Origin of the sequence: Thiomicrorhabdus aquaedulcis, from assembly GCF_004001325.1 — a bacterium.
Taxonomy (GTDB): domain Bacteria; phylum Pseudomonadota; class Gammaproteobacteria; order Thiomicrospirales; family Thiomicrospiraceae; genus Thiomicrorhabdus; species Thiomicrorhabdus aquaedulcis.
This window is the reverse complement of the sequence record NZ_AP018722.1, coordinates 1,519,136-1,545,446: the sequence shown is the minus strand read 5'-3', so window position 1 is coordinate 1,545,446 and position 26,311 is coordinate 1,519,136. Positions and strand designations below refer to the sequence as shown.

26 protein-coding genes, 1 tRNA gene and 1 pseudogene are annotated in these 26,311 nt (G+C 44.8%); 9 read left to right on the top strand and 19 right to left on the bottom strand.

Annotated elements, in window-relative coordinates:
- Positions 1-6 precede the first annotated feature (6 nt).
- Together istB and istA are read right to left on the bottom strand one after the other, a co-directional pair.
- Complete coding sequence (gene istB / locus EP181_RS07065; RefSeq protein WP_127470655.1) at positions 7-759, bottom strand: IS21-like element helper ATPase IstB; 753 nt, start codon at positions 757-759, stop codon at positions 7-9.
- On the bottom strand, positions 752-2,245 hold the full coding sequence (gene istA / locus EP181_RS07060; RefSeq protein ID WP_127470654.1) for an IS21 family transposase: 1,494 nt from the start codon (positions 2,243-2,245) through the stop codon (positions 752-754). The genes istB and istA overlap by 8 nt, the downstream gene beginning before the upstream one ends.
- 80 nt (positions 2,246-2,325) lie before the next feature.
- Here istA and EP181_RS07055 point away from each other — a divergent pair, with 80 nt between their 5' ends.
- Positions 2,326-2,673 (top strand): EAL domain-containing protein, encoded by a 348-nt coding sequence (locus EP181_RS07055; protein ID WP_127471021.1) that lies wholly within the window; start codon positions 2,326-2,328, stop codon positions 2,671-2,673.
- Positions 2,674-2,709: 36 nt separating this feature from the next.
- Here the strand turns inward: EP181_RS07055 and EP181_RS07050 are convergent, their stop codons facing one another.
- Positions 2,710-3,627: an IS3 family transposase gene (locus EP181_RS07050; protein ID WP_232023575.1), complete on the bottom strand. Its 918-nt coding sequence runs from the start codon at positions 3,625-3,627 to the stop codon at positions 2,710-2,712.
- A gap of 14 nt (positions 3,628-3,641) precedes the next feature.
- Positions 3,642-3,941 carry a transposase gene (locus EP181_RS07045; RefSeq protein WP_127469905.1) on the bottom strand — a complete coding sequence of 100 codons (300 nt, stop codon included), beginning with the start codon at positions 3,939-3,941 and terminating at the stop codon, positions 3,642-3,644.
- 151 nt (positions 3,942-4,092) lie between these two features.
- Between EP181_RS07045 and EP181_RS07040 the strand changes: the two genes are divergently transcribed.
- Positions 4,093-4,704 (top strand): site-specific integrase, encoded by a 612-nt coding sequence (locus EP181_RS07040; RefSeq protein WP_232023369.1) that lies wholly within the window; start codon positions 4,093-4,095, stop codon positions 4,702-4,704.
- A 53-nt stretch (positions 4,705-4,757) separates the two neighbouring features.
- Here the strand turns inward: EP181_RS07040 and EP181_RS07035 are convergent.
- The 7 genes and pseudogenes from EP181_RS07035 to EP181_RS07005 form a co-directional block, all read right to left on the bottom strand.
- Positions 4,758-4,834, bottom strand: a tRNA-Met gene (locus EP181_RS07035).
- Between the two features lie 277 nt (positions 4,835-5,111).
- The gene (locus EP181_RS07030; protein ID WP_127471018.1) at positions 5,112-6,044 is read right to left on the bottom strand and encodes a universal stress protein; all 933 of its coding nucleotides are present in this window, start codon (positions 6,042-6,044) and stop codon (positions 5,112-5,114) included.
- Complete coding sequence (locus EP181_RS07025; RefSeq protein WP_127471017.1) at positions 6,045-7,538, bottom strand: SulP family inorganic anion transporter; 1,494 nt, start codon at positions 7,536-7,538, stop codon at positions 6,045-6,047.
- Positions 7,539-7,705: 167 nt separating this feature from the next.
- A pseudogene (gene arsJ, locus EP181_RS07020) lies at positions 7,706-8,889 on the bottom strand (organoarsenical effux MFS transporter ArsJ).
- Between the two features lie 83 nt (positions 8,890-8,972).
- Entirely contained in the window at positions 8,973-9,989 is a 1,017-nt protein-coding gene (locus EP181_RS07015) for an ArsJ-associated glyceraldehyde-3-phosphate dehydrogenase (RefSeq protein ID WP_127471016.1), read from the bottom strand.
- A gap of 117 nt (positions 9,990-10,106) precedes the next feature.
- Positions 10,107-10,676 carry a thioredoxin family protein gene (locus EP181_RS07010; protein ID WP_127471015.1) on the bottom strand — a complete coding sequence of 190 codons (570 nt, stop codon included), beginning with the start codon at positions 10,674-10,676 and terminating at the stop codon, positions 10,107-10,109.
- Positions 10,677-10,795: 119 nt separating this feature from the next.
- A complete protein-coding gene (locus EP181_RS07005; RefSeq protein WP_127471014.1) occupies positions 10,796-11,755 on the bottom strand; it encodes a permease in 960 nt (319 codons plus the stop codon).
- Positions 11,756-12,000: 245 nt separating this feature from the next.
- Between EP181_RS07005 and EP181_RS07000 the strand changes: the two genes are divergently transcribed.
- Positions 12,001-12,375: an ArsR/SmtB family transcription factor gene (locus tag EP181_RS07000; protein WP_127471013.1), complete on the top strand. Its 375-nt coding sequence runs from the start codon at positions 12,001-12,003 to the stop codon at positions 12,373-12,375.
- 66 nt (positions 12,376-12,441) lie between these two features.
- On the opposite strand, the gene murB is transcribed toward EP181_RS07000, so the two are convergent.
- The gene (gene murB / locus EP181_RS06995) at positions 12,442-13,464 is read right to left on the bottom strand and encodes a UDP-N-acetylmuramate dehydrogenase (RefSeq protein ID WP_127471012.1); all 1,023 of its coding nucleotides are present in this window, start codon (positions 13,462-13,464) and stop codon (positions 12,442-12,444) included.
- A 51-nt stretch (positions 13,465-13,515) separates the two neighbouring features.
- On the opposite strand from murB, the gene EP181_RS06990 reads away from it, so the two are divergent.
- On the top strand, positions 13,516-14,982 hold the full coding sequence (locus EP181_RS06990; protein WP_127471011.1) for a sodium-dependent transporter: 1,467 nt from the start codon (positions 13,516-13,518) through the stop codon (positions 14,980-14,982).
- 92 nt (positions 14,983-15,074) lie between these two features.
- On the opposite strand, the gene EP181_RS06985 is transcribed toward EP181_RS06990, so the two are convergent.
- From EP181_RS06985 to dapD, 5 genes are all read right to left on the bottom strand, one after another.
- Positions 15,075-15,554 carry a Crp/Fnr family transcriptional regulator gene (locus EP181_RS06985; protein ID WP_127471010.1) on the bottom strand — a complete coding sequence of 160 codons (480 nt, stop codon included), beginning with the start codon at positions 15,552-15,554 and terminating at the stop codon, positions 15,075-15,077.
- A gap of 179 nt (positions 15,555-15,733) precedes the next feature.
- Positions 15,734-16,000 carry a hypothetical protein gene (locus EP181_RS06980; protein ID WP_127471009.1) on the bottom strand — a complete coding sequence of 89 codons (267 nt, stop codon included), beginning with the start codon at positions 15,998-16,000 and terminating at the stop codon, positions 15,734-15,736.
- A 5-nt stretch (positions 16,001-16,005) separates the two neighbouring features.
- Positions 16,006-17,145, bottom strand: a complete 1,140-nt coding sequence (gene dapE, locus EP181_RS06975; RefSeq protein ID WP_127471008.1) for a succinyl-diaminopimelate desuccinylase — start codon at positions 17,143-17,145, stop codon at positions 16,006-16,008.
- Positions 17,146-17,273: 128 nt separating this feature from the next.
- A complete protein-coding gene (locus EP181_RS06970; RefSeq protein WP_127471007.1) occupies positions 17,274-17,645 on the bottom strand; it encodes a Spx/MgsR family RNA polymerase-binding regulatory protein in 372 nt (123 codons plus the stop codon).
- A gap of 86 nt (positions 17,646-17,731) precedes the next feature.
- On the bottom strand, positions 17,732-18,559 hold the full coding sequence (gene dapD, locus EP181_RS06965) for a 2,3,4,5-tetrahydropyridine-2,6-dicarboxylate N-succinyltransferase (RefSeq protein WP_127471006.1): 828 nt from the start codon (positions 18,557-18,559) through the stop codon (positions 17,732-17,734).
- Positions 18,560-18,705: 146 nt separating this feature from the next.
- Between dapD and EP181_RS06960 the strand changes: the two genes are divergently transcribed.
- Positions 18,706-19,080, top strand: a complete 375-nt coding sequence (locus EP181_RS06960) for a VOC family protein (protein WP_197723358.1) — start codon at positions 18,706-18,708, stop codon at positions 19,078-19,080.
- Between the two features lie 199 nt (positions 19,081-19,279).
- On the opposite strand, the gene glnD is transcribed toward EP181_RS06960, so the two are convergent.
- On the bottom strand, positions 19,280-21,919 hold the full coding sequence (glnD, locus tag EP181_RS06955) for a [protein-PII] uridylyltransferase (RefSeq protein ID WP_127471005.1): 2,640 nt from the start codon (positions 21,917-21,919) through the stop codon (positions 19,280-19,282).
- A gap of 22 nt (positions 21,920-21,941) precedes the next feature.
- Positions 21,942-22,733, bottom strand: coding sequence for a type I methionyl aminopeptidase (gene map, locus EP181_RS06950; protein ID WP_127471004.1), 792 nt, complete (start codon positions 22,731-22,733; stop codon positions 21,942-21,944).
- A 298-nt stretch (positions 22,734-23,031) separates the two neighbouring features.
- On the opposite strand from map, the gene rpsB reads away from it, so the two are divergent.
- The 4 genes from rpsB (at position 23,032) to frr (ending at position 26,175) form a co-directional block, all read left to right on the top strand.
- Positions 23,032-23,772, top strand: coding sequence for a 30S ribosomal protein S2 (gene rpsB / locus EP181_RS06945; RefSeq protein ID WP_127471003.1), 741 nt, complete (start codon positions 23,032-23,034; stop codon positions 23,770-23,772).
- A gap of 74 nt (positions 23,773-23,846) precedes the next feature.
- The gene (gene tsf, locus EP181_RS06940) at positions 23,847-24,734 is read left to right on the top strand and encodes a translation elongation factor Ts (RefSeq protein ID WP_127471002.1); all 888 of its coding nucleotides are present in this window, start codon (positions 23,847-23,849) and stop codon (positions 24,732-24,734) included.
- A 162-nt stretch (positions 24,735-24,896) separates the two neighbouring features.
- Positions 24,897-25,616, top strand: coding sequence for a UMP kinase (pyrH, locus tag EP181_RS06935; RefSeq protein ID WP_127471001.1), 720 nt, complete (start codon positions 24,897-24,899; stop codon positions 25,614-25,616).
- 1 nt (position 25,617) lies between these two features.
- Positions 25,618-26,175, top strand: a complete 558-nt coding sequence (gene frr, locus EP181_RS06930; protein ID WP_127471000.1) for a ribosome recycling factor — start codon at positions 25,618-25,620, stop codon at positions 26,173-26,175.
- Positions 26,176-26,311: the final 136 nt, after the last annotated feature.

The following is a 26,311-nucleotide window of genomic DNA, read 5'->3' as shown; positions in this document are numbered from 1 at the left end:
CGAATTTTATTTACCGTTACTCATGGCTATTTTGCGTCGGTAGCTTTCACCTTCACAATGAATAATCGTTGCATGATGAACCAGTCGGTCGATGGCTGCGATGGTCATCGTTGAATCATCAAAAAGTTCATCCCATTGTTCGAACGATTTATTCGATGTCATGATCAGGCTGTGTCGCTCATAGCGATGCGCAATGAGCTCAAAGAGGACACTGGTTTCTTGTTCGGTTTTGCGAACATAACCCACGTCATCAACAATCAGTAATGGGTATTTATCGAGCTTCAGAAGCTCGTCCTGCAAACGTAAGTGCTGCTTGGCTTGTTGGAGTTGTTGAACAATGGCTGAGGCGGCCATAAACTTCACTTTATAACCTTGCTCGATCAGGCCATAACCAATGCTGCTGGCGATATGGGTTTTCCCAAGGCCACTGGCCCCGAACAACAAAATGTTCGCGCCAAGCTTCAACCAATAGGTTTGCTCAATGAACTGGGCAACAAGCGGCTTGTTGACGCCCTCAACAAGACTGAAGTCGAAGTTGCCAAGGTTTTTACTCATCGGTAACTTAGCGTCTTTTAAAAGGCGCTGTAGGCGCTTATCCTCACGTGTCGCCAGTTCGATATGACAAAGCTCAGATAAGTATTGCTGTGGGCTCCACTGTTCTTTTACCGCTTTTTGGCCAAGTGCGTCCCACTGTCCAACCATGGTTGCAAGCTTCAGTTGCTTGAGCATTAAAGGCAATGAGGCGGTTAGGTTATCCATGTAGACCTCCAGGTATCATGCGGCTGTAAGCGCTCAAGCTGTGTTGTTTGACCGTCATCTTTAGGATGTTCGGTTCAATGACCAAAAACTGCGCTTCACACTCCCGGATGGCCGGTAATTGTCGCTGAGCGATTTCGGCGGCCACAAAACGCCCTAATTGACGCTCACAACCACTTTGTTTGGCTAAATGCAGCAGTTTTACCATGTAATAGCTGGCTTTATCCGCCAAAAGGTTCTCATCAACGTATTGCCAGATGGCCTTGTAATTGTCGTCCGGCAGTAAGTCGTCACGCAACTGTGAGTGACGGAATGCCATAGGCTTTTTAACCAGTGCGTCAATGACATGTACATAGTTAATATGACGTGCGCGTTCTCCCTTAACTGCGTAAACCCGCTCAAGTGTTTGAATCAAATCCGTGCTATAAAATAATTCTAATCGGTTGTCGTAGAGGCGAACCAATAATCGGCTACCGATCAGTCGTGAAGGCACGCTATAGGTCACCCGCTTTAGTGCGATGGTGCTCGTGCGCGATACGCTCAGGTAATGCTCGGTGTAATTGACGCTCATGACCCGTGGTAATGCTTGTAATTGTCGCTGCTCAAGTAAATATTTATCACTGATGCGGCGATTACGCCGAGCAACAATGTCTGTTATAAAGGTTTCATAGGCCTCACGATTTTTAAAGTCGTAATGGCCTCGGATTTTCAAGGCTTGCTCGATCTGTGATTTGAGGTGTCCATGAGGGCTCTCAATCGCGCCGTTCTCATGAGCGATCCCGCGATTGTTGCGTGTGGCTTTAAACCCATAATGGGTAACAAGCTCGCTGAAGCGCTCGGTTAAATCGTCATCATTTGAGTGGTTCCGATAAGCGGCACTGAGACTGTCCGTTCGAACGACCTTAGGAACGCCACCTGCGGTCTTAAAAGCCTTTTGCAAACCATCCGAGAAGGCGGCGAAGCTTTCACCGCCGTAAATCACTTGCGCATAAGCCCAGCCACTGGCGGGCATACGGTAATGAAATAGCATGTGTTTTAGCGGCTCACCTGCAATCGTAACAGGCGACTGAACGTGCGTGAAATCACAGATCCCCAATACTCCGTATTCATGGGTCTGGATGAATATCACCTCTCTCCCCGCGCCATGAAACGCTCGCCATTTATGAATGCGTCGCTCAAGTGTTCGCCGTGAACTCGGCTTAAATTTATCGGTGTGAAACTCGCAAAGGTGATCGAACAGACCAACCGGTGTAATCGATTCATCGACTTGAAGCATAGGAACAACGATGCTGTCCCAAATAGAATCAAGCGGATCTTTGCGGGTTCGCCATTGGCGTTGATTGGCCGTTTTTTGTTCGTTTTGTTTATCAATTCGCCTAGCTGTTCGCTCTGAAATACCGGCTTTGGCCGCCGCGATAACTTGGCTATTATGCTTTCTACTTTTCATATAAATTGTGACCTGTTGATCTGAGATTCTTATTCCCGGCACAGTGAATTCCTCCGTTCTGCTGTGCCGAACTTTATCAGATCAACCGGCCAAGATAATTGTCGCTAAACCGGCCAAGGTAATTGTCGCTTAATACTTTAGACGATTTTGGAACTGGGTATTCTACTCTCAGATATTTAAAAGATTTACCGGTTAATACGATAAAAATAGATAAAAGTTTTGTGATGGACATGCTTAATGACAAAGCCAGTTTATCCATAATAGAAGCCTCTTTAGGGTTGGCCTCTGCCTTTCATTGCAACGTTATTGCTGAGGGTGTCGAAACCATAGAGCACGGCGTATTGTTATTGCAACTGGGTTGTAATCAAGCCCAAGGTTACGTCATAGCCAAACCAATGCCAGCAACCGAAGTGCCCAACTGGGTGTTGCAGTATAAGGGCTTTGAGGAATGGAAAATTTACAATATATAAGAGGTGACCTTTGCACTGAAAAAGCGGACTGGACTGTCAACCCTTTTTCGTACACAAAGACGCCCATTTTTTATCTAAGTCCTTCATGGCTTTGATCCATTGATTTTCATACTCTACTGGCGAGTAATCGTCATTGGTACTGTGCATTCTTTTGTGGTTGTACCAACCAATATATTCGGTCACATCGTACAATGCTTCTTTACCCGTGCTGTAGGTTGTCCGATACACTCGTTCCTTTTTCAAAGAAGCAAAAAAACTCTCTACCACCGCATTATCCCAACAGTTTCCGCGACGGCTCATGCTGGGTTTTATGCCCCAGTGTTTGAGCACGTTACGATAGGCCTTGGAGACAAACTGACTGCCTTGATCCGTATGAATAATCAACCCGCGCTTGGGCTTTCGGCTCCACAACGCTCTCATTAAAGCGGTTTTCACCAGTTGGGCACTCATGTGTTTATCCATAGCCCAGCCAACCACTCGGCGTGAATAAAGATCGATAAACACGGCTAGATATTGCCAGCCTTCCAGCGTGCGGATATAGCTAATGTCGGCGACCCATTTTTGATTCGGCCCTTTAACATTAAATTCGCGCTTGAGTACATTGGCCGCAATCCGGTCATCGTCAATGGCCGCCACATTGCGATTACGGTAACGCTGGCGTGTGACGACTTTTAACTCTAAGGCGTTCATACGCTCAATAATATGTCGGCGACTGACGATGAGCTTATGCTTGCGCTTGAGGGCGGTTTTAATGCGTCGCGCACCAATGGTGTTTTTGTAGTCCTCGACCATCTTCGTGATGTGCTGATCTAGTTCGTTTAATCTCTTCTGTTGCTGAGCTTGCTTTTTGGCGCGCTCAGGCTGCGATTGAAGATAACTGGTGTAACTACTGCGTTTGAGATCCATTAATCGGCACAGTCGGCACACTCCATAGTGGGCTTTATGTTCGTCTATCCAGGCGTACTTTGCTACTTGTGAACCGCAAAGTACGCCGCCGCCTTTTTTAGGAGTTCAACGTCCTCCAATGCACGAGCGAGTTCGCGTTTGAGTTTGCGGTTCTGTGCCTCTAAATCGACTGGTATTGCGACAACCAGTTTAGTTGAAGCTTTATCAGGATTATCACGACGATGTTTATCAACCCAACCGTAAAGAGTGTTGTCTTTTATGTCTAAATCTCGGGCGATTTGTGCCACGGATTTTGAACCTTCTAGCGCCATTTCAATGGCTTGCTGTTTGAGTTGGTCGTCATAGCGTTTTTGATGTTTCATGTTCAATTCCTATTCGTATTTTTTAAGTCACATTTTAACGTGTCTTTGTGTACGAAGGATTGTAGCCAGTCCAGGTGTTAGCAATGCAACCGTTAATCGACTACTTCAGAAACTTAGAGCGGTATTAAACAAAGCACACAAAGAGTGGGAAGTGAAATGCGACCCACCATTTATAAAACTCTTGAAGGAACCTAAAAAGCGAGTTCGCTGGCTGACAGAGAGCGAAACACAAAGGCTGATTATGGCGTTATCGCCCCACTTGGCAGATATGGTCATCTTCTCATTAGAAACAGGCCTGAGAGAATCCAACGTCACCCTGCTCCGCTGGGAACAAGTAGACCTCTCGCAACGCATTGTCTATATTGAGGGTGATGACATACTCAAAAGTGAAAAAGCCTTTGTAGTGCCGTTATCGGAGATTGCGATCAATGTTATTAAAAGACAAGTCGGTAAACACTCTAAGAATGTATTCACCTATAAGGGGAATCCTATTCGGCGGGCAAATACCAAGTCTTTTAAAAATGCTTGTGAGCAAGTAGGCATTGAAAACCTAAGATGGCATGACTTACGTCATACATGGGCAACATGGCATATCCAGCGAGGAACGCCTTTAGAGGTACTTCAGGAGTTAGGTGGATGGTCTGATTTTAAAATGGTAAAGCGTTATGCGCATTTTACCCATCAGCATCTACAGAAATATGTAAACAGGAACCCGACCAACGCCTCTACAAATATCCCTACACTAAGGAAATTTGGGCAATAAAAAAGCCAGACTTCATTCACTCGTAAGTGTTTGAAATATCTGGCTTTAGAATGTGGTAGCGGGGGCAGGATTTGAACCTACGACCTTCGGGTTATGAGCCCGACGAGCTACCAAGCTGCTCCACCCCGCGACATTTGAAATCCGAAACCGTTGAACTGTTCCGATGTGGCGTATTATAGTTAGTTACAGCTTTATTACAAGCCTTATATGGGATTTATTTGATTTTAATTTATAAGGTGTTGATTTAAAGTGGTTTTGTCAAGTCATGCTGCGTGTTAACTGTGTTGTATGTTGTGTTTAAATTGCGCGTTTGACCAGGCCTGGTGAGTTTGGATGCAACTTGAAATGCAACTTAAACAACCAGGCCTGATTGTTTAGGTTAATGGTGCCCTTAATAACAAGCTGTTTTAACGAAGCAGTAGCAGCGGTTTTTGGGTGTGCTGGAGCATTTTGGCGGTAACACTGCCAAACAGTAGGGTATGCAGTTTACCGTGGTTAAACGCGCCCATTACGGTTAGGTCTAGGTTGTGTTGCTGTTGGTAGTCAAGTAGGGCGGTGTGTGCTTGGCCTTGCAGCAGCGCGGTTTGAAAGGTTACGCCTGCGGTCGTGAGTTTTTGTCTGGCTTGCTCAATCAGTATTTGACCTTTTTGAAGGTTGTCTGTGACGTGCACTGCGTGCACCTTTAGGGTTTTGCACAGTGGACTGGCGCAAATCATCTCTAAAGCCAAGTGTGCGCCAGGGGTGTCGTTAAAGGCCAGCATAATGGAGTTGGGCGTGCTAAACATTTGGTTCACAATTAAGACGGGTTTGTGCAATAGTTTAATGGCGGCTTCAATTTGTGAACCAATGGTGTTAGCCGACTTGTTTGCATCCTTGATGGTTTGGCTTTGTGTGCCGTTCATGCCCAATACTAAGACTTTAATGTTGTCTTGTAGGTCGGTTAGGGTGTCGGTTAGCGTGCCATGACGTTGTTTTGTAACGTATTCAACAAGGCCGTTTAAGCCTTGTTGTGTTGCCTGTTGTTGAAAGTCGGTTAGGCGTAATTGTGCATTGGCTAATATGTCTTTGCCGTGTTGAATGCGTTGTTTATTAAGGACTTGGTCTTCTTCAGACAGACTTTTGGTTAACCACTCTTGTTGATTGGGGGTTAAGTTGCCTGAGTGATTGTGGCTGTTGTGCTGGATTGGATGCTCTAGGGTGTGTAACACCTCTAATGGTTGCCCAAACGCTTGTGCTAGCCATGCGGCGTAATCTACCACCGCGTTGCTTAAGGAAGAGTCGTCAATACAGGCCATAATCCATTTTTTTGGCTCAGTCTGTGCCGAATGTGAATGTGTCATTTAGTGACCTCCCATCATTTTTTCTATTTTTTCGGGTTTGTCGTGTACGGCAAACTTATCCATTAGAGTTTCACTGGCTTGATTGAGACCAATAATCTCTACATCAACGCCTTCGCGGCGTAGCTTTAACACCACTTTGTCTAGCGCGTACACGGCACTGATGTCCCAAAAATGGGCGCGATGCACGTCTATAACCACTTTATCGACCACTTCTTTAAAGTCAAAGTATTGGGTGAATTTCTCGGTTGAGTTAAAAAATACTTGGCCAATCACCGTATACGTTTGGGTTTGGGTGGCTTCATCAAAGGTTTTTTCAACCAGCATAAATTCGCGTAAGCGACTGGCCATAAACAAGGCCGCGAGTACGACGCCGCTAATGACGCCAAACGCTAAGTTGTGCGTTCCGACGGTGACGATGACCGTGGTGAGCATAACAATGGTGGCAGGCAGGGGGTTGGTTCGTATTTCAACGATTGAGTTCCAGTTAAACGTGCCAATGGACACCATAATCATTACCGCCACCAGTGCGGCCATGGGAATAATGGCCAGCCAATCGCTCACAAAAACCACCATAATGAGCAGCACCACGCCGGCTGTCATGGTGGATAAACGGCCGCGACCACCTGATTTTACGTTAATGATAGATTGACCAATCATGGCGCAACCGGCCATGCCGCCCATTAAACCAGAACCGATATTGGCCACGCCCTGACCTTTGCATTCGCGTTTTTTGTCGCTGTCGGTGTCGGTCATCTCGTCGAGCACTTGTGCGGTCATAAGCGATTCAAGCAGTCCTACAATGGCGATGGCGACCGAGTAGGGCAGAATAATCCATAACGTTTCTAGGGTCATGGGGACGTCAGGCCATAAAAAGATGGGCAGGGTGTCGGGCAGTTCGCCCATGTCACCAATGGTGCGTACGTCTATGCCCATGTAGACCACCAACGCGGTGAGCACGACAATGGTGACCAGTGGTGAAGGAATGATTTTGCCCAGTTTAGGTACGTACGGAAACAGATAAATAATGGCTAAACCCAGCGCCGTTAACGCGTAAACGTGCCAGGTAACGTTGGTGAGTTCGGGAAGTTGCGCCATAAAAATAAGAATGGCCAAGGCGTTTAAAAATCCCACCATGACCGAGCGTGATATAAAACTAATGAGCGTGTGTAAATTTAAATAGCCGGCTAAAATTTGCAAAACCCCAGCCAATACGCTGGCGGCCAATAAGTATTCTAAACCATGATCTTTTACCAGGGTAATCATCAGCAATGCAGTAGCGGCGGTGGCGGCTGAAATCATCCCAGCACGACCGCCGACGATGGCGATAATCACCGCAATTGCAAACGAGGCGTATAAGCCTACTTTGGGGTCAACACCGGCAATAATTGAAAACGCAATGGCTTCGGGCACCAGCGCCAATGCGACCACAATACCGGCTAAAATGTCACCACGGACATTGCCTAGCCAGTCTTGTCGGGTAGAAGAAAATAACATAACACACCTTTTAACTGATGACGTGCAGCAAACCGTACGCGGTCTGTTACCCGTCTTTAAAAAACGGTATCTTAACAAACTTTGCTTTTATTGGGCGATTTTTGCCCTGACCAGGCCTGGTAGAATCATTTTGAACGTCATATCGTTTTAAGGCGTTTTAAACCGTTTTAAGCCGTTTTAAGCGGCTTTGGAATTTTATACACCAGCCAGGCCGACAACAATACAAAGCCACCAGCAAACGCTAAACACGCTTCCATGCCGGCAATTTGGTAGACGTACCCCGACAGTACGGTGCCTAATAAGCGTCCACCGGCGTTGGCCATGTAATAAAATCCGACCTCTTTAGACGTGCCGTCGTGACTGGCCGCCGACACAATTAAATAAGAGTGCACGGCGGAATTGAATGCAAACAGCACACCAAACACCGCAAGGCCAATCACAATAATAAGTTCGGGGTGGGTTGAGAGTTGCCACGCCATCAGCAGTGGCACAATGGCCAATGCCAATGCGAGTTTGCCTGCGGTACTGGCAGTGGGATTGCGTCCGCGTGTGATTAACTTGGGTGTGGCGGCTTGCACAATCCCGTAGCCAATAATCCACAGCGCAATGTAGGCGCCTACCTCCCAGTGCGACCAGCCTAATTGGCTTTGTAAATAGATGGGCAGCGCCACCACAAACCACACGTCGCGCGCGCCAAATAAAAACAGACGTGCGGCCGACAGCCAATTAATGGTGGGCGAGGTTGAAACATATCATTAAACTTTGGTTTGTTTTGCGCTTTGCCCAATGAGCTGTCTAGTAACAACAAAGAGGCTACCAGCGCCACACTGAGCATGCCGGCCATAAGCCACATGGCATTGCTAAAGCCTACGACTTCGAGCAATACCGCCCCCATAAAAAAGCCCACACCTTTTAACGCATTTTTTGAGCCAGTAAGCATGGTTACCCAGCGATAAAGCGTGCCGTCCGAATCGGCCGCTAGGCTTTTAATACTGCTTTTGGCGCTCATTTTATTAAGGTCTTTGGCAATCCCCGACAGTGCTTGCGCGGCCATAACATACGCCACGCCCAGCCATTCGGGGGGAGCGGTGAGCATAATAAGGGCGCCCACCTGTATGGCCAAACCAATGTTCATGGTGACGTTTAAGCCAAGGCGCGCGCCCAGCCAACCGCCTACCAAGTTGGTCACAATACCAAAAAACTCATAAAACAAAAACAACATGGCAATGGCCAAGGGCGAATACCCTAACTGGTAAAAGTACAATAAAACCAACATGCGTAACGCACCGTCGGTTAAGGTAAATGCCCAATAGTTCGCTGTAACAAGTCCGTATTGCTGTTTTAGGTTCATTGAACAAGTTCTCTTAAAAAATGCGCAAAATAAAAAATGACCAGGCCTGGTCATTTTAAGATCAATAGTTAACGATTAAACGTTTACAACGCTTGGTTGGCGTGTCCGACTTTAACCGTTAGCTCCATCATTCTTAGCATGTAGCCAATTTCATTGTCGTACCACGCTAAGACTTTTACTTGAGTGTCGTTAACCACCATAGTAGATAGGGCATCAATCACCGATGAACACGACTCGCCCTCGTAATCGACTGACACCAACGGGCGAGTCTCATACCCTAAAATGCCTTGCAAATAGGTTTCTGAGGCCTCTTTAAACAAATTATTCACTTCGTCCACGCTGGTAGGGCGGCTCATCTCCATGACCAAATCGGTGAGCGAGGCGTTCATTAACGGTACACGCACCGCAATGCCGTTAAGTTTGCCGTTAAGCTCCGGAAAAATAGTACCAATCGCCGTAGCCGAACCGGTTGAGGTGGGAATCAGTGACTCAAAACTCGAACGTGCGCGACGTAAATCTTTATGGCCGTGATCAACTACTTTTTGGGTGTTGGTACGGTTGTGCAAAGTGGTAATCATGCCGTGTTTAATGCCAATTTTTTCGTGCAAAACCTTAATCACTGGGGCAATGCAATTGGTGGTGCACGATGCTGCGGTCACAATGCAATCTTCACCGGCTACAAAAATAGCGTCGTTGATGCCCATTACAATGTTTTTAACGCCTTCTTTCATGGGCGCGGCCACAATGACTTGTTTAACCCCTTGGTCAAAGTAGGGTTGCAAGCTTTCGCGGGTGCGAAATTTGCCAGTGCATTCTAAAACCACGTCCACTCCTAACGCGCCCCAATCTGTGTCGGCAATGTCTTTGTTAGTTGAGTAACTGATGGCATGACCGTTAATAATGATTTGATCAGCGTCTTCAACCGCCTCATGGTGCCAGCGACCGTGTGCCGAATCAAAGTTAAGCAAGTGTGTTGAGCCGTAAGCATCGGTGGCGGTTTCGTTAATGTGGACAAATTCGAGCTCAGCCCAGTCAAACGCCACGCGTAATCCTAAACGCCCCATGCGGCCAAAGCCGTTAATGGCTACTTTAATGGTCATGCTGTGTTCCTTTTTTAGTTAACTGTTTGGGTGTGTATTTGGGTATGTATTTGGGTATGTATTTTGGTGGTAATTTAGGGTTTTAATATGACAGTCGTGTGACTTATTTATGGAGTTTTAGGGCAAAAGCCAGCCAGTAATTATAGACTTGGACGGCACGCCACCCGAATGAACTACCTGATCGTTAATCACTACGGCGGGTGTGCTCATCACGCCATAAGAGGCAATTTGAGCGATGTCTTCGATTTTTTCGATGCTGATTGCCACATTAAGTTCGTCGGCGATGCTTTGAATAAGTTTGGCTGTATTGGTGCAATTGGCGCATCCCGTGCCAAGCACTTTAATGATTAACGTCGAGCAGGGTGCGTTACCGCAGCACGCAGGCTCAGATTGGCCAGCACCAAAACAGGCCGAAGAAGTCGTGGGGTTTTTAGGCGTTGTTTGTGAGTCTGAATCGGTGCTTGAACAACTTCCGCTAGGACAGCATTGCCCTGTTTTAGACAGTTTGCCTATTAGATTAGACGGACAAAATCCAGTGTAAGTGGCTTGTAAGCCCATCGCGGATGCAAAAAGTGCCAGCCATAGCCAATTTATTGTGAACAGATTAGTGTGCCCGCTTATATGCGCTAAAACCACCGCGACAATCACCATCAGCGTCATCATACGAACCATTAAATTACCTTTCATGTCTTACTCCTTAAGTCTAAAATTAAATGTTTTTGAGATTTTTACGTTTGACCAGGCCTGGTTAAATTGCGCTGGCGATTTTTTTAATGTTTGTTTAACGTTTGTTTAATGTCCGTTTACTAAAACAGGTAATTAAATAAATACCCTACCAGCGTAAACGATACGACTAACACGCCCACAAACACCGCCAAAGCAGGCCAGCGGATAACTTTTCGCAGTATCAGTAATTCGGGCAACGACAGTGCGGCGATGCTCATCATCAACGCCAAGCTAGTGCCCACTGGAACGCCTTTATTAAGCATCGCTTCAATAATAGGAAACACTCCAGTGGCATTAGAGTACAGCGGTACGCCAATGAGCACTGCCGCGGGAACGCTCCACCAGTTTGACGCATCGGCTAACGTACCCGCTACCCAAGATTCGGGAACAAAGCCGTGAAATGCAGCTCCCAAACCAATGCCTATGACAATCCACAGGCCGATGCGTTTAACAATGACGTTAACCTCGTTTAAAGCAAAGTGGTGGCGTTGGCTGAAACCAGAGCTTAGGGCTTTTTGCTCGGCTTGTTGGCGTACTTTAATGTCCCAAACGTACGACTCTACCCAGCGCTCGAGTTTAAACCATTCCATAATAATTGAGCCTACATAGGCAATGACCAGGCCTGCTAACACGTAAGCCAGGGCAATCTTCCAACCCAGTATTCCAATTAACAGCACTACGGCCACCTCATTTATCATGGGGCTGGCAATTAAAAACGCAAAGGTAATGCCTATCGGAATCCGAGCTTCAACAAAGCCAATAAATAATGGAACCGACGAACAAGAGCAAAACGGTGTGACAGCACCCAAGCTTACCGCTAGGCTTCGCGCCATCCAAGCGGGTTTACCCATGACAATTTGGCGCACCCGCTCGGTGGAGACGTAAGCGCGTAACAACCCCATTAAATAAATGATCACCACCAGCAGAACAAATATTTTGGTTAAGTCCATAACAAAAAATTGCACGGCAAGACCTAGTTGGCTGGTGGGGCTTAAGCCAAACAGGTCAAACGCAAACCAATTTCCGAGTTGTTCAAACATGGCTTTTACCCTAAAATAATATTGTTTTACTTAATGTAAAAACATGATATCCGTATAAGCAGATTTAGTCAAGGCTAACACGCCTAAAGGTTGTACCTGTTGCGTTGTGGCTTTTAAGTCCTGCAGAGTTTAACTTGGGTATTTTTTAAATTTAGAGAGGCCTTTGTACGAATGGCTGTACGGCCAAAAATGGTTAAACTTTTTATCGTTCGCCACATTTGTGCAAAGGTTTTTAAGAGAGTGTTATGGACGACTTAGAGCGTGATATACAGCAAGAGTACGAAAAAGATTTAGAACATTACAGTCAGTTTTTTAAAGCCTTAAGCGAGCCGTTACGCATTCGATTATTGCATTTATTAAGCCAAAAAGAGTCGCTTTGTGTGTGTGAGTTGGTGGCTGTTTTGAAGGTGGGTCAAAGTCAAGTATCGCGTCATTTAGCGTATTTAAAGGCGGCAAATTTAGTCACGGCTTACCGTAAGGGCGCATGGATGCATTATCAAATTTCCCCAAATGCGTTATTGGGCATTAATGAATTAGTGTTTAAGCGATTGTGCGCGCAATTTGCCCAAACACAAGCCGATGCAGAGGCTTTGCAGTTAAAAGTGCAATGCGAGGTTTAAAAGCCTGTGTTTACTTGAGCTCCAAACTTTAAAGAGCTCTAACTGTGCGCAGGTTTCAACGTTCTTTTATAGAATAATGACTTCTAAGTTTAAATAAATGCCAAACTTTTGATTTACATCGGCTTGAATTAATTGCGCGAGTTCGACAATTTCGTTGCCAGTGGCGTGGCCTAAATTTATTAAAACCAATGCATGTTTAGCCGAAACCCCAGCTTGCCCACGATGTTGACCTTTCCATTGCGCTTGTTCAATAAACCAGGCAGCGGGGATTTTATATCGCCCATCAAGCATTTTATGATGTGGCATATTGGGGTGTTCTTGTATCAAATCGTCAAAATATGGTGCTTCGATGATGGGGTTTTTAAAAAAACTTCCCGCATTACCTTGTGTTTTAGGGTCGGGTAGGCGCTCTTGTCGCAAAGCAATCACCGCCTCAAAAATATCTTGAGATTTTAAGTCGTCTTTAGCAATATGCAGTAAAGCCTGTTTAAGCGGCTCGTACACCAAATTGGGTTTGCCGGCGTGTGATTTACGCAGCCTAAAGGTCACGCGATGAATAAGCAATTTGTTGGTGTATTCTTGCTTAAACAAACTGGTGCGATAGCCAAAGTTGCACTCGGCGTGCCTAAACTCTACCCGTTGCCCGTCGTAAATATTAAGGGTTTGTACGCGAGTAATCGTGTCTTGCGCTTCGGCACCGTACGCGCCAATGTTTTGCACGGCTGAGGCACCTACGGTTCCAGGAATCCAGGCTAGATTTTCTAATCCCCACCAATTTTGTTTTACCGTGTAGGCCACTAAATCATGCCATTTAACGCCGGCACCTACCGAAAGCCAAATGCTGTCTTGGTCTTCTTTAACCACTTTGGTTTTATTAAAACTGCAACGAACCGTAACGCCTTCGACGTCTTTGGTGAATAAAATATTGCTACCATCTCCCATGATTTGCCATGGTAAAGACGCCAGTTTTAAGTCGGTGCGCAGTACGAGAATGTCGCTTTGCTTGTTGATTTCAACATAGTAGCGAGTTTTAACGTCAATGTTAAAGGTGTTGTAGGGGCGAAGTGAGCAGTTGGCCTGGATGTGCATAAGACTCTGTGTATAATTTTAAAAAATGACTTGTATTATAAAGGAAGAATCATGCCCTCACTTAAACTTTCGAATAAGGTTTCGAGCACGGTATTAAGAGAAACTTGGTCTACCAAGCGGATTTTTATTTTAGCCGCCGTGGGATCGGCTGTGGGCTTGGGTAATTTATGGAAGTTTCCGTATATTACCGGTGAAAACGGTGGCGGTGCGTTTGTGTTGGTGTATTTAGGGTGTGTGTTGTTACTGGGTTTGCCTATTTTAATGTCCGAAATTACCTTGGGACGTGCCGGACAAGGTAATCCGGTTCACACCATGCAGGTGTTAGCAAAAAGACAAGGCGCCAGCCGACTATGGTCTTTGCTGGGGGTAAATGGTCTTTTAGCCGGTGCGCTTATTTTATCGTTTTACACGGTCATTGCCGGTTGGGGTGTGGCGTATTTTTTTGATAGCGCGCAGGGTGTTTTTCAGACTATGTCCGCTCAACAGGCCAGCGAACATTTGACCGTGTTATTGGCTAATCCTCTGCAATTACTGTGGTGGCACACTGTGGTCACAGTATTAACGGTGTGGATTGTCGCGCGGGGTGTGCGTAAAGGGTTGGAAGTGGCTCTTAATTTTATGATGCCTGCGCTGTTGTTAATTTTATTGGTGTTGCTGGGTTACGCAATGACAACCACTGGATTTGAGCAAAGTGTCCAGTTTATGTTTGCGGCCGATTTTTCAAAACTCAGTTGGCAAGCCGTTTTGGTTGCCATGGGGCATGCATTTTTTACGCTAAGCATTGGGTTAGGTACCATGATGGTGTACGGCTCTTATTTTGAAAGGCAGCATTCTATTGCCAGCGCGAGCCTTTGGGTGGCGGTGGTGGATACTTTGGTGGCGTTGTTAGCCGGTGTAGTGATTTTTTCTATTGTCTTTGCCAATGGCTTAGCCACCGGTTCGGGACCTGGGTTGTTGTTTAGTACCTTACCTATTGCCTTTGGGCAGATGAGCGGGGGTTGGTTTTTTGGCACATTGTTTTTTGCTCTGGTTGTCTTTGCGGCATTAACCTCGGCCATTTCGTTACTCGAGCCGTCGGTGAGTTGGCTTAATCAACGTTTTGGTATTGGAAGAATTAAGGCGGCCTGCGGGTTGGGTTTTGCTACTTGGTTGTTGGGCGTAGGCACGGTCTTGTCTTTTAATATGTGGCAAAACGTACATTTCATGGGCACGCGAACGTTGTTTGAAAGCCTTGATTTTATGACCACTAATATTATGCTGCCGTTGGGTGGAATGTTTATGGCCGTGTTTGTAGCATGGGTGTTTAAAGATCAAGACCGCGCACAAGAAATGGCTCTGCCTAAGCGTTTTTCGGCAGTGTTTTTGTTAAACCTAAAATGGTTTGTGCCCGTGGCGATTTTGTGGATATTTGCAAGTAACTTAGTGACTGGGCAGGCTGTTTGGTGGGTAATGATAGGGGCATTAGCGTTGTACGGATTGTATGTAAAAAGCGTACTGCAAACCACCAGGCCTGGTTAAATTATGTTAAGCCAATATGCGCAAAGCTCTCATAGCGGCTTTATGAACGTCTTATCATTGATTGAAATGCAACCAGGCCTGGTCAATATTGTTTAATACTGTGCCGTGTATTGATTTTGCACCATGCGATGCATTTCAAGATATTTAACGTTCATCTTGCGTTGCAACATATGAGAATAACGCAAAATAGAGCGCATAACGTGGTAAGTCACTAAGGGGTGTTTTTCAACCAAATTCTCAAAGGCTGTTTTGTGCAGCATCAACACGTTAGAGTCTTTTTTGGCAATTAAACGCATAGTATGTGGGTGGCCATCAATAAAACTTAACTCACCGGTCATACTGCCTTCTTTTAAGATGTCGATTGAAATCGAATGGTCTGAACCCACCATTTTGAGCACTTCTAGTTTACCGCTGATTAAAATGTACAGGGTTTCATCGGTTGAGCCTTCGTCAAATAAAATTTCACCTTTTTCAAGACTTCGGTGAGTCACAGCAAGTGACAACAATTCACAGTCTTGAGCGGTTAAATCTTGGCCTAAAATGGATTGACTAATTAAAATAGCGTCGGTCATGTAATGTCCTAATATGGTAAATATGGAAAAAATGAATAAAAAATATATTGAGATCCTTGCACGATTGGGATTGAGATAAAAATGCGCTAAAGTTTTGCGGATTGAGGCGAAAAACCGTGAAATTTTTACCATTTTTTTACTGTTTTTTTCGACAATCTACTCGTGCAAAGGCCTCGTATTTAGGGTTGAGAATTATTGGCTGGAATGTCTAAGCGTTCGAGCGGATAAAAATAATCAAAAAACGCCCCTAAGCCGTATACAAAGATAAAAATTAACACGAACACAATAATTAACGAACGTGCAGTTTTGTTTTCAATAAATTTTTTACGCCAGGCTTCACTGCGTACGTATGGCCATATCACGTAAATAAAAACGGCTAACGCCAAAAGTTGTAGGCCAATTAAGCCATATTGCAACGCTACCGGCAGTTCGTTTTCAGTCATCATAGGGTTTAATTCTCTTTAGCGAGTAGGTTAATTAACACCTGATAGTATACGTCAGTGAGTTTGTTTAAATCGCTGACGCTTACGCATTCGTCAATTTTGTGAATGGTGGCGTTTAGTGGGCCTAACTCAAGCACTTGCGCACCGGTGGGTGCAATAAATCGTCCATCAGACGTGCCACCAGCGGTTGATAGGGTAGGTTGGTACCCTAATATAGCGTGTGAGGCTTGTTGTACGGCTTGAATCAGTTTGCCATGCGAGGGGGTAATAAATGGCAGTCCAGACAAGTTCCAGTCAAGACTATAGTCTAAACGATGGTGGTCTAAAATGGCGTGTACGCCCTCTTTTAAGGTTTCTGGGGTGTGCTCGGTTGAAAATCTAAAATTAAATTGCACCACAACGTTACCTGGAATTACGTTAGTCGCACCCGTGCCGCCGTTAATGTTAGACACCTGCAAAGAGGTCGGGGGAAAGTAATCATTGCCGTGATCCCAGTGAACTTGCAACAATTGCTCAAGCGCTGGAGCAAGGGCATGAATAGGATTGTCGGCCAGTTCTGGGTAAGCGATGTGTCCCTGAATTCCCTTAATGGTGAGCGTGCCGCTTAACGAACCGCGACGTCCATTTTTAATGGAATCGCAGAGTTTTTGATCGCTGGACGGTTCGCCCACCAAACAGTATTCAAACTTTTCGTTACGGGCTTCTAGGGTTTCAATGACTTTAACCGTGCCATTTACCGCAGGACCTTCTTCGTCACTGGTGATTAAAAATCCAATGGAGCCTTGGTGCTGTGGATAGTGTTCAACAAAGCGTTTGGTGGCAGCCATAAAGCAGGCGATGCTGCTTTTCATGTCAGCGGTGCCTCGACCGTACATCATATCGCCGTCAATATGAGCCGAAAAAGGTGGGTAAGTCCATTCGTTTTCGGGGCCCGTGGGCACTACGTCGGTGTGGCCGGCAAACACCAAACACGGCGATGCGGTTCCTTTGCGCGCCCATAAATTTGCCACGTCACCAAACGGCATGGGTTCTATGTTAAAGCCCAGCGGAGCAAGGTAATTGGCAATCAGTGTTTGACAGCCTTTGTCGTTTGGGGTGACAGAATCAATTTGAATGAGTTGTTGTGCAAGCGAAATGGTTTCGGTCATGGTCGGCTTCGTTATGGTGAATAAAATGGCCTTCTATTCTAGGCCTTCATGCGCGGTTTGAGAAGATGGCTTGTGGAAATTAGCCCGGATTTAACCAAAAAATACCCTTAACTGTGGCGCTCGATTTTTTAACCAGCCAAAGCGGCGGCCGATGTGTCTGCACAGAGTAGGTTTTGATAACGAATGGCATCAAATCCAAGCAACAGTTGGTTAGATGTTTCGAGCACCGGGCGTTTAATTAACGTGGGCATGTCTATTAATAGGCTTAAATCTTGGTGGATTAACAGGTTGGTTTTTTGCTCGGGCGTCAGCGTCTTCCAACTGGTGCTGCGCTGATTAACCAATTGTTCGAGGGCGACAAACGTGAGCCAATTTTGCACAATTTGTGGGGTTAAACCGTTCTTACGAAAATCGTGAAAGGTAAACTCAACCTTATTTTGCTCTAAAAAATGGCGTGCTTTACGAACCGTATCGCAGTTAGAAATTCCGTATAAAATCATTTTGAAGGTCTCTTGATGCAAAAACGCCCTAATCTGGCCAAGGCGCAGTAGGGCGTTTAATAGTTTTTTTAACGTGTTGGTTTGGCTTAAATATCGCGCAATAACTCGTTAATACCTACTTTACCTAGCGTTTTAGCGTCCACTTTTTTAACGATAACCGCGCAGTACAAGCTGTATTTACCGCATTTTGATGGCAAGTTACCCGATACTACGACTGAGCCGGCCGGAACGCGACCGTAATGCACTTCACCGGTTTCACGATCGTAAATTCGTGTGGATTGACCGATGTAAACGCCCATTGAAATAACCGAGCCTTCTTCAACAATAACGCCTTCAACCACTTCGGAACGCGCGCCAATAAAGCAGTTGTCTTCAATGATGGTGGGGGCGGCTTGCAGTGGTTCTAAAACCCCACCAATTCCAACGCCACCTGATAAATGGACGTTTTTACCAATTTGCGCGCACGAACCGACCGTAACCCAGGTATCGACCATGGTGCCGGTGTCTACGTAAGCGCCAATGTTAACGTAAGAAGGCATAAGCACCGTGCTAGGCGCAATGTATGCACCGCGACGCGCCATGGCAGGTGGTACAACACGCACGCCGGCGGCTTCAAAATCGGCTTGTGAATAGTCGGCAAATTTGGAAGGTACTTTGTCAAAGTAACGCGTTTCAGACGAGTTCATTAAGACATTGTCTTCGGTACGAAAAGACAGTAAGACTGCCTTTTTTAACCATTCGTTAACAGTCCATTTACCCACAGATTGACGTTCGGCAACGCGCATTTTACCCGAATCTAACAAGTGTAAGGTTTCTTGAATAGCGCGTTTTGTTTCCGCATCAACATTTTTAGGCGTGATTTCTGCGCGGCGTTCAAAGGCGTCTTCAATAATTTTTTGCAGTTCAGCTGACATAGAGGCGTTCCATATTTTTTAGTTAATAACGTTAAATTATAGCATTTTGGGTATAATTTTGAATTTAAAATTGCGTCAAAGAGTATCACAAAGCGTCGTGTTATGCGCTGAATATGAGTCATATGGTTAACTAAAAAGGAGTGGTTGTGGCAAAGATAATGGGGTTTGATCATGTAAGCATTATTGTAAAAGACGCGGCGGCCAGTGTGCAATTTTATCAAGATGTGCTGGGGTTACGTTTATTGGAACGGCCTGATTTAGGTTTTCCAGGTTATTGGCTTGATTTACTGTCTGGTCAAAGTTTGCATATTATGCAATTAGACAATCCTAATTTAGGAACAAAAAGACCCCCGCATGGCGGTCGTGACTATCATTTTGCATTGCGAGTAGATGGTTTTACCGATTTTATAACACGTTTACGCGCGTTAGAGGTTACGTTTACACAAAGCGCATCAGGTCGCAACGCATTGTTTTTTAAAGACTTAGATAATAATGTGGTTGAACTGTTTGAAGTGAGTTAAATACGTTTTAAACATTTGACCAGGCCTGGTCAAATGTATTTGTTTGCTGGTAAAGAGTATTTGCAACGCAGAGAGCATTGCATTGACGAACACGCGAATAAAAGGGTTAAAAACTTACAGTGTTTGCTATTATCCAACGGATTTGCGGATATTTTTTTATCGCTAAACCCAACAATAACAAGAGTATGCGCAAGAGTTACTAAGTTTTTTCTATTAAATCCAGCAGTGCTTCGGTGAGAGCACCTTTGGCTTGTTTTTGTGAAATAGCGTTATTGTGAATGTCGCTAATTAAAAATACGTCTTCGGCTTTTTCGCCTTCTGTGTGAATTTTGGCGTCGTGCAGTCGAATGTTGCAACTTTTTAACGCATAGCCAATTTTAGACAATAAACCTGGAATGTCTTTAGTGCAAATAGACAACTCGGTTAAGTGTTCATTAATGTCGCTAAATGTGATTTGGGTTGGGGTGTCAAAATGTTTGATTCGACGCGCCTTTATGGGATTGTAAAGGCCGCTGGGTTTTATCTCTGGATCTCTAAGCTGTGTTTCTATTTCACGCAAAATGTGCAGATGGTCGGTGTGAATTTCAGTAAGCTTGTCGCGGCTTAAAAAGTACATCATCACTAGGGTCATGCCCTTGGTGGTCGCGTAAATACGCGCTTCAACCACGTTTACATTAAGTTTATCCAGAATTTGCGTTATTTGGGCAAATAAGTAATCTCGGTCGGGCATGTAAATTAACAGTTCGGCTGCACCGCGCTGGCATTTATCGTCTAAAAAAAGATGCGTTTTACTCAGTTCAGCTTGATATAAAGTGGTGGTAATGCGCGCTACATCGCTGGCGTTGTGACGACTAAAAAATTCGCTGCTGACCAAGCTGTTCCAAAACGCCTGATACGCCGGTGAGGCTAAGCCGCGTTGTGATAATAGCTCTTTGGCTTTTTCTTGGGTTTGCAGGGCTTTTTTTGATTTGTCTTTGGGTATGCTGGCCGTTTGGCTTAATGCCGTGGTTGTTTCATTGTACAGGTCTAAGAACAGAGAGTTTTTCCAGTCATTCCATACCTCGCTTGAGGTAGCGCACACGTCGGCCACGGTTAGTAGGTACAAGTAATCAAGGTGTTCTTGGTCGCCCATTTTTTCGGCAAAGCGACGTATAACATTGGGGTCGCTTAAGTCTTTGCGCTGTGCCACACCCGAAAACTCTAAGTGATGGCGTACTAGCCAACTAATAAGCGCCCCGTCTTTATTGGATAAATGATGCTGTGCGGCAAACTCGGCTGCGTCAAGCGCGCCCAATATCTCATGAGCGCCTCCACGGCCTTTAGCAATGTCATGAAATAAACCGGCTAAAAAAAGCAGTTCGGGTTTGCATAGGTTTTGAGCAATTTGGTGCGCGGTCGGAAACTCATAGGTAAAGGTGTCTACAAAAAAACGTCGTAAATTACGAATGGTTAAGATGGTGTGGTCGTCGACGGTGTACGCGTGAAAAATATTAAATTGCATTAGCCCAGTAATTTTTTTAAATACCGGTAGATATTCACCCAAAATGCCATAACTGTGCATGCGCTTAAGCGCGGCATTAACGCCTTTGGGTTGTCTAAAGATTTCCATAAACAGCGCTTTGTTTATGGGATCGTTACGAAAACTGTCGTCTATTAAATATAAATGATCGCGAATGGTGCGAATGGCATTAGAGCGCAGGCCGTGAATGTGGTCGGCGTTTTCTAAAATTAAAAAGACTTCTAGCAGTGCGGTAGGGTAGTGAATAAATACGTCAACACTGTGAATGTCTAGGTAATGATTAACCAATTGAAAGCGACTGTTAATAGGCGTGATGCTAGGCGGTTCTTGGTCAAACAACACTTCTCTAAAATGTTGTAAAAGAATCTCATTCATTTTGACGACGTTTTGCACGTTACGATAGTAACTGCTCATAAATTGCTCAACAGCCATTTTTTCAGCGGTGTCCGTATAGCCAAATAAGTGAGCAATAAATTGTTGTTGCTCAAACTGCAAGCGGTCTTCACGACGTTTTTTCATTAAATGCAGGGCAAACCGGATTCGGTTTAAAAATTTATACGCCGCTTCAATGTCCAGGTACTCTTCCATGGTTAAGAAATTGCGTTGCACCAATTCATTAATAGAATGGGCTTTAAAGTGGCGTTTGGCGACCCAGTAAATGGTTTGAATATCGCGTAATCCACCAGGACTCTCTTTGATATTGGGTTCGAGTTGATACACTGTTTCGTTAAAACGGGCGTGACGATTGAGCTGTTCTTGATACTTGGCTTTAAAAAATTCTTGGCTTGGCCAAAAGTCGGTTTGATTCCAGATGTTTTGTAGTTTTTCAAACAGCGAATAGTCGCCGGCAATCCAGCGTGCTTCTAATAGGTTGGTGGCCGTGGCGACGTCTTCTAAACCGGCTTTGACGCAGTCGTTTAACGTGCGCATGGCATGGCCTACATCAAAGCCCAAATCCCATAAAAAGGTAATAAAGTCCGAAAATGCTTCTTGGTGGTTACACGTATCATTCACTAAAATAAGCACATCTATGTCTGAATACGGTTGCAATTCGCCACGTCCATAACCGCCTACCGCTACCAAAGTCGCCGCTTCTTTAGGAATGTAATGGTGCCAGATTTTTTTAAGCAATTGGTCAATAAAAGTGGCGCGCTCTTTAATAAGTTCGGCCACAGCAACCCCTTGCTCAAATTGAGCAAACTGATAATCTGCAAATTGTTTAAGCGTTTCGCGCCCAGTTTTAAGGGTGTCGAGCGAGCTCACTGCGCTGTCGTTTAAGGCGGTGACAAATCGGGGTAGTGAGGGGCGATTTTGTGTCATGGCAGGCTCGTAATGGGTTAAGTCATTCAATATTTGGCAAAACGGGTTGTTCACCGGTTCTTAAGGTAAAGATTTCATAACCGGTTGGGGTGACGGTTAATGTGTGTTCCCATTGTGCAGAAAGTTTACGGTCTCTGGTTACCACTGTCCAATGGTCGCCTAAAAGCTTAACCCCAGATTTGCCTAAATTAATCATGGGTTCAATTGTAAAAACCATGCCGGGTTTTAGCACAATGTCTTTAAGCTCGGGGGTGGCGTAGTGCAATATTTGTGGTTCTTCGTGAAACTCAGCGCCAATGCCATGGCCGCAGTATTCGCGAACAACCGAAAAGTTGTTGTGTTCGGCGTGCGTTTGAATGGCGTTGGCCACGTCCCATAATGTAGCGTCAGGTTTTACTTGCGCAATCCCCAGCCATAAACATTCGTGGGCTACTTGGCATAGGCGATGTGCAAATGGCTTAACATCTCCTACTTCAAACATTCGGCTGGTGTCGCCGTGGTAACCGTTTTTAATAACGGTGACATCAATGTTAACAATGTCCCCGTTTTTTAAAGATTTTTTAAAGTCTGGAATGCCATGGCAAACCACATGATTAACTGAGATGCAGCATGAGGCTGGAAACCCATGATAATTTAAGGTGGCCGGAATGGTGCCTTGCTCATTAACCATGAAGTTGTGCATGATTTGATTAAGTTCGCCGGTGTTTGCGCCAGGAACTATGTGCGGTGCAATCATTTCTAATACGTCGGCCGCTAATTTACCAGCAATGCGCATGGCTTGAAGTTCGGTAGGGGTTTTTATTTTTATGGTCATGGGTTTAAAGTCTTTTAAAGTCTTTTGGAGCAAAGATCTGTCTAAAGTCGCAGGCTAAAAAATGCCATTGGTTTTACAGTGCTTTTCACGGTAATTAAAATTGTTAATTTGCTTGGGTTATGGTATAAATCCCGCGCTTTTCAAAATGAAAGCTATTTTAACAGAAAGTTAAACAAAGAATCCGCACGTTTGCCAAGACATACAACGGGGTGCTAAAAGACGTTTAAAAGGGACAATCCCTGTTTTTTAGTTCGTTTTATGGGCAAACGGAGGCTTAACCCTATACTTGGAGAAAATCATGGCAAAAGTTACCATGCGTGAAATGTTAGAAGCCGGTGTTCACTTCGGTCACCAAACTCGTTACTGGAACCCAAAAATGAATCAATACATTTTTGGTGCAAAAAATAACATTCATATCGTCAACCTAGAAAAGACATTGCCTATGTTTAACGACGCGTTAAACGTAGTGGGCGGCATTGCAGCCAACAAAGGTAAAGTATTGTTTGTAGGCACTAAGCGTTCTGCACGTGACATCATTGCACAAGAAGCTAACCGTTGTGGTATGCCGTATGTAAACCACCGTTGGTTAGGTGGTATGTTGACTAACTTTAAAACAATCAAAGCGTCTATTAAACGTTTGAAAGAGTTAGAAATCATGCAGCAAGACGGTACGTTTGAAAAGCTAACCAAGCGTGAAGCGTTGACCATGACGCGTCAAAGAGAAAAGCTAGAATTGTCTTTGGGTGGTATTAAAGACATGCGTGCTATGCCTGATGCTATTTTTATCATCGACACTGGTAATGAAAACATTGCAATCCAAGAAGCTAGAAACCTAGGGATTCCGGTTATTGGTGTGGTTGATACTAACAACGACCCACGTGGTGTTGATTATGTTATTCCTGGTAACGACGATGCAATTCGTGCCATTACTTTATACCTATCTTCTGCAGCAGATGCGATTCTTGAAGGTAAGGCTACTATCACCACTTCGGTTGAAGGCGATGATTTTGTAGAAGCTGAAGATAAAGCAGCAGAATAATTTAACCAGGCCTGGTCAACTTGATCGGGCCTTTTTACTTTACGATATTTGACTTTAAACTTTAAGGAAGAAACATGGCGATTACAGCTGGAATGGTAAAAGAACTGCGCGAAATTACCAGCGCAGGAATGATGGATTGTAAAAAAGCATTAACAGAAACTGATGGCGATATGGAAGCTGCGATTGAGTTTTTGCGTAAAAAAGGCATGGCTGGTGCAGATAAAAAAGCCGGACGTGTTGCAGCAGAAGGCGTGATTGCCATTGCAGTGTCAAGCGATAAGAAAAAAGCGGCCATTGCCGAAGTGTATTGCGAAACAGACTTTGTAGCCAAGGGTGATGAGTTTAAGACCTTTGCTAACGAAGTAGTTAGTATTGCTTTAACCATGAACACAACCGACGTTGAAGCGGTCATGAACGCACAAATGGCCTCTGGTAAAACAGTCGACATTACGCGTCGTGAAATGGTAGCGCGCATTGGTGAAAATATGGGCGTTCGTCGTATTGAGTTGGTTGAATCTGCCGGTCATATTGGTCAATATCAGCACGGTGAAAAAATTGGTGTTGTTGTGAGCGTTGTAGGTGGCGATGATACCTTGGCTCGTGACATTGCTATGCACATTGCAGCGGCAAAACCGTCTGCATTGTCTTCGGCGGATGTAGATCAAGAAATGCTTGAAAAAGAACGCAAGTTCCAAATCGAGCAAGCGCAAGAAAGTGGTAAGCCAATGGAAATCATCGAAAAAATGATCGAAGGGCGTATGCGTAAGTATTTGCAAGACATTACTCTATTGGGTCAGGCGTTTGTTAAAAACCCAGATCAAACCGTTGAAGCGTTGTTAAAAGTCAACAAAGCTACAGTGGATGCGTTTGTCCGTTTAGAAGTCGGAGAAGGCATTGTGATTGAAGAAACCAACTTTGCTGATGAAGTGGCGTTGGCTGGTAAAATGGCTATGGGCGGGTAATCTTCCCTAGTTTATGAAGCCATAGTTTGTCTTGCTGAATCAGTAAGCTAGCTATGGCTTTTTTGTTAATAGCGCTATAAATTTAGAGTTTTTTGCAGGTTAATTTTTAAACCTGCAAAGCACTTTACAGCTAACCGTAATTTTAAGACTCGAGGAACAGTGATGACACTTAAATACAAGCGTATTCTTTTAAAGTTCAGTGGTGAGGCCTTAATGGGAGATGGTGACTTTGGTTTAGAGGCCAAAACTCTGCATCGGGTCGTAGGGCAAGTAAAAGAACTGCATGATTTAGGGGTTGAGATTGGTATTGTGGTCGGTGGCGGCAATATTTTTAGAGGCGCACAAATTCAGGGTTCAGGCATTGCTCGTACTACCGGCGACCACATGGGTATGATGGCCACGGTTATAAATGCATTGGCGTTACGCGATGTAATTGAAAGTTTTGGTATGAAGTCACAAATTTTGTCGGCGATGAGCATTGAAGGTATTTCAAGCGGTTTTAACGCCAACACGGTTAAAAAACAGTTGGCAGACGGTGAAGTATTGGTGTTTGCTGCCGGCACGGGCAGTCCATTTTTTACCACCGATACGGCTGCAGCTTTACGCGGCATTGAAATTGATGCAGACATTGTTTTAAAAGCCACGAAAGTGGATGGAATTTACACGGCTGATCCGGTAAAGGATTTAACAGCAACTCGTTATAAGTCATTAACTTACAATGAAGTTATTCAAAAGAATCTTCAGGTTATGGATATGACGGCGTTTGTGTTGTGTCGTGATCATAATATGCCTATTCGCGTATTTGACATGTTTAAAGATAACGCGGTAATACGAATTGTGAAGGGTGGCGATGAAGGCACTCTCGTAAGCTCAGGAGAATAAAATGCTAAACAGTGTAAAAGACGATGCAAAAAGCAGAATGCAAAAAACCTTTGAAAATTTAGAGGCTAACTTTGCCAAAATTCGTACTGGTCGTGCGCATCCCAGTATTTTAGATTCGGTCATGGTAGATTACTACGGCAACGAAGTGCCTATAAGTCAAGTGGCTAATATCAACGTTGAAGATGCGCGTACTTTGTTAGTGCAGCCGTGGGAGCAGCCGATGGTTGCCAAGGTCGAAAAAGCCATTATGATGTCTAATTTGGGGATTAACCCAGTCACAATAGGTAGTGTAATGCGTATTCCAATGCCGGTGCTAACGGAAGAGCGTCGTAAAGACTTTACCAAAGTGGCGCGCAATGAGGCAGAAGCGGCTCGCGTGGCTGCGCGTAATATTCGTAGAGATGCCAATGGTGATATTAAAAACTTATTAAAAGACAAAGCCATAACCGAAGACGAAGCACGTCAAGTTGAAGACCAAATTCAAAAAATTACAGACGAAGCTATTAAGCGAATTGACGCGTTATTGCATGAAAAAGAAGCGACCTTAATGGAAATTTAAGTCGATATTTATGCTCAACTACGGCATAATCCTATGGTTTTATATAATAAAACGGTCGTTTATAAAGGTAAATTATTGCCGTTTAACGACCGTTTTGCATTTTGGCTCTGTTTAGGGGTTTGTTTTGTCACAACAA

Excerpts from the sequence above, each read along its gene's own strand:
- frr (WP_127471000.1), top strand. The coding sequence starts at position 25,618 with ATGCTAAACAGTGTAAAAGACGATGCAAAAAGCAGAATGCAAAAAACC.
- EP181_RS06990 (WP_127471011.1), top strand. The coding sequence starts at position 13,516 with ATGCCCTCACTTAAACTTTCGAATAAGGTTTCGAGCACGGTATTAAGA.
- rpsB (WP_127471003.1), top strand. The coding sequence starts at position 23,032 with ATGGCAAAAGTTACCATGCGTGAAATGTTAGAAGCCGGTGTTCACTTC.
- EP181_RS07010 (WP_127471015.1), bottom strand. The coding sequence starts at position 10,676 with ATGAAAGGTAATTTAATGGTTCGTATGATGACGCTGATGGTGATTGTC.
- istB (WP_127470655.1), bottom strand. The coding sequence starts at position 759 with ATGGATAACCTAACCGCCTCATTGCCTTTAATGCTCAAGCAACTGAAG.
- EP181_RS06985 (WP_127471010.1), bottom strand. The coding sequence starts at position 15,554 with ATGACCGACGCTATTTTAATTAGTCAATCCATTTTAGGCCAAGATTTA.
- EP181_RS06970 (WP_127471007.1), bottom strand. The coding sequence starts at position 17,645 with ATGATTTTATACGGAATTTCTAACTGCGATACGGTTCGTAAAGCACGC.
- EP181_RS07045 (WP_127469905.1), bottom strand. The coding sequence starts at position 3,941 with ATGAAACATCAAAAACGCTATGACGACCAACTCAAACAGCAAGCCATT.
- EP181_RS06980 (WP_127471009.1), bottom strand. The coding sequence starts at position 16,000 with ATGATGACTGAAAACGAACTGCCGGTAGCGTTGCAATATGGCTTAATT.
- murB (WP_127471012.1), bottom strand. The coding sequence starts at position 13,464 with ATGCACATCCAGGCCAACTGCTCACTTCGCCCCTACAACACCTTTAAC.
- map (WP_127471004.1), bottom strand. The coding sequence starts at position 22,733 with ATGACCATAAAAATAAAAACCCCTACCGAACTTCAAGCCATGCGCATT.
- pyrH (WP_127471001.1), top strand. The coding sequence starts at position 24,897 with ATGACACTTAAATACAAGCGTATTCTTTTAAAGTTCAGTGGTGAGGCC.
- EP181_RS07030 (WP_127471018.1), bottom strand. The coding sequence starts at position 6,044 with ATGACACATTCACATTCGGCACAGACTGAGCCAAAAAAATGGATTATG.
- EP181_RS07005 (WP_127471014.1), bottom strand. The coding sequence starts at position 11,755 with ATGTTTGAACAACTCGGAAATTGGTTTGCGTTTGACCTGTTTGGCTTA.
- tsf (WP_127471002.1), top strand. The coding sequence starts at position 23,847 with ATGGCGATTACAGCTGGAATGGTAAAAGAACTGCGCGAAATTACCAGC.
- dapD (WP_127471006.1), bottom strand. The coding sequence starts at position 18,559 with ATGTCAGCTGAACTGCAAAAAATTATTGAAGACGCCTTTGAACGCCGC.
- EP181_RS07015 (WP_127471016.1), bottom strand. The coding sequence starts at position 9,989 with ATGACCATTAAAGTAGCCATTAACGGCTTTGGCCGCATGGGGCGTTTA.
- EP181_RS07000 (WP_127471013.1), top strand. The coding sequence starts at position 12,001 with ATGGACGACTTAGAGCGTGATATACAGCAAGAGTACGAAAAAGATTTA.
- EP181_RS07025 (WP_127471017.1), bottom strand. The coding sequence starts at position 7,538 with ATGTTATTTTCTTCTACCCGACAAGACTGGCTAGGCAATGTCCGTGGT.
- glnD (WP_127471005.1), bottom strand. The coding sequence starts at position 21,919 with ATGACACAAAATCGCCCCTCACTACCCCGATTTGTCACCGCCTTAAAC.
- dapE (WP_127471008.1), bottom strand. The coding sequence starts at position 17,145 with ATGACCGAAACCATTTCGCTTGCACAACAACTCATTCAAATTGATTCT.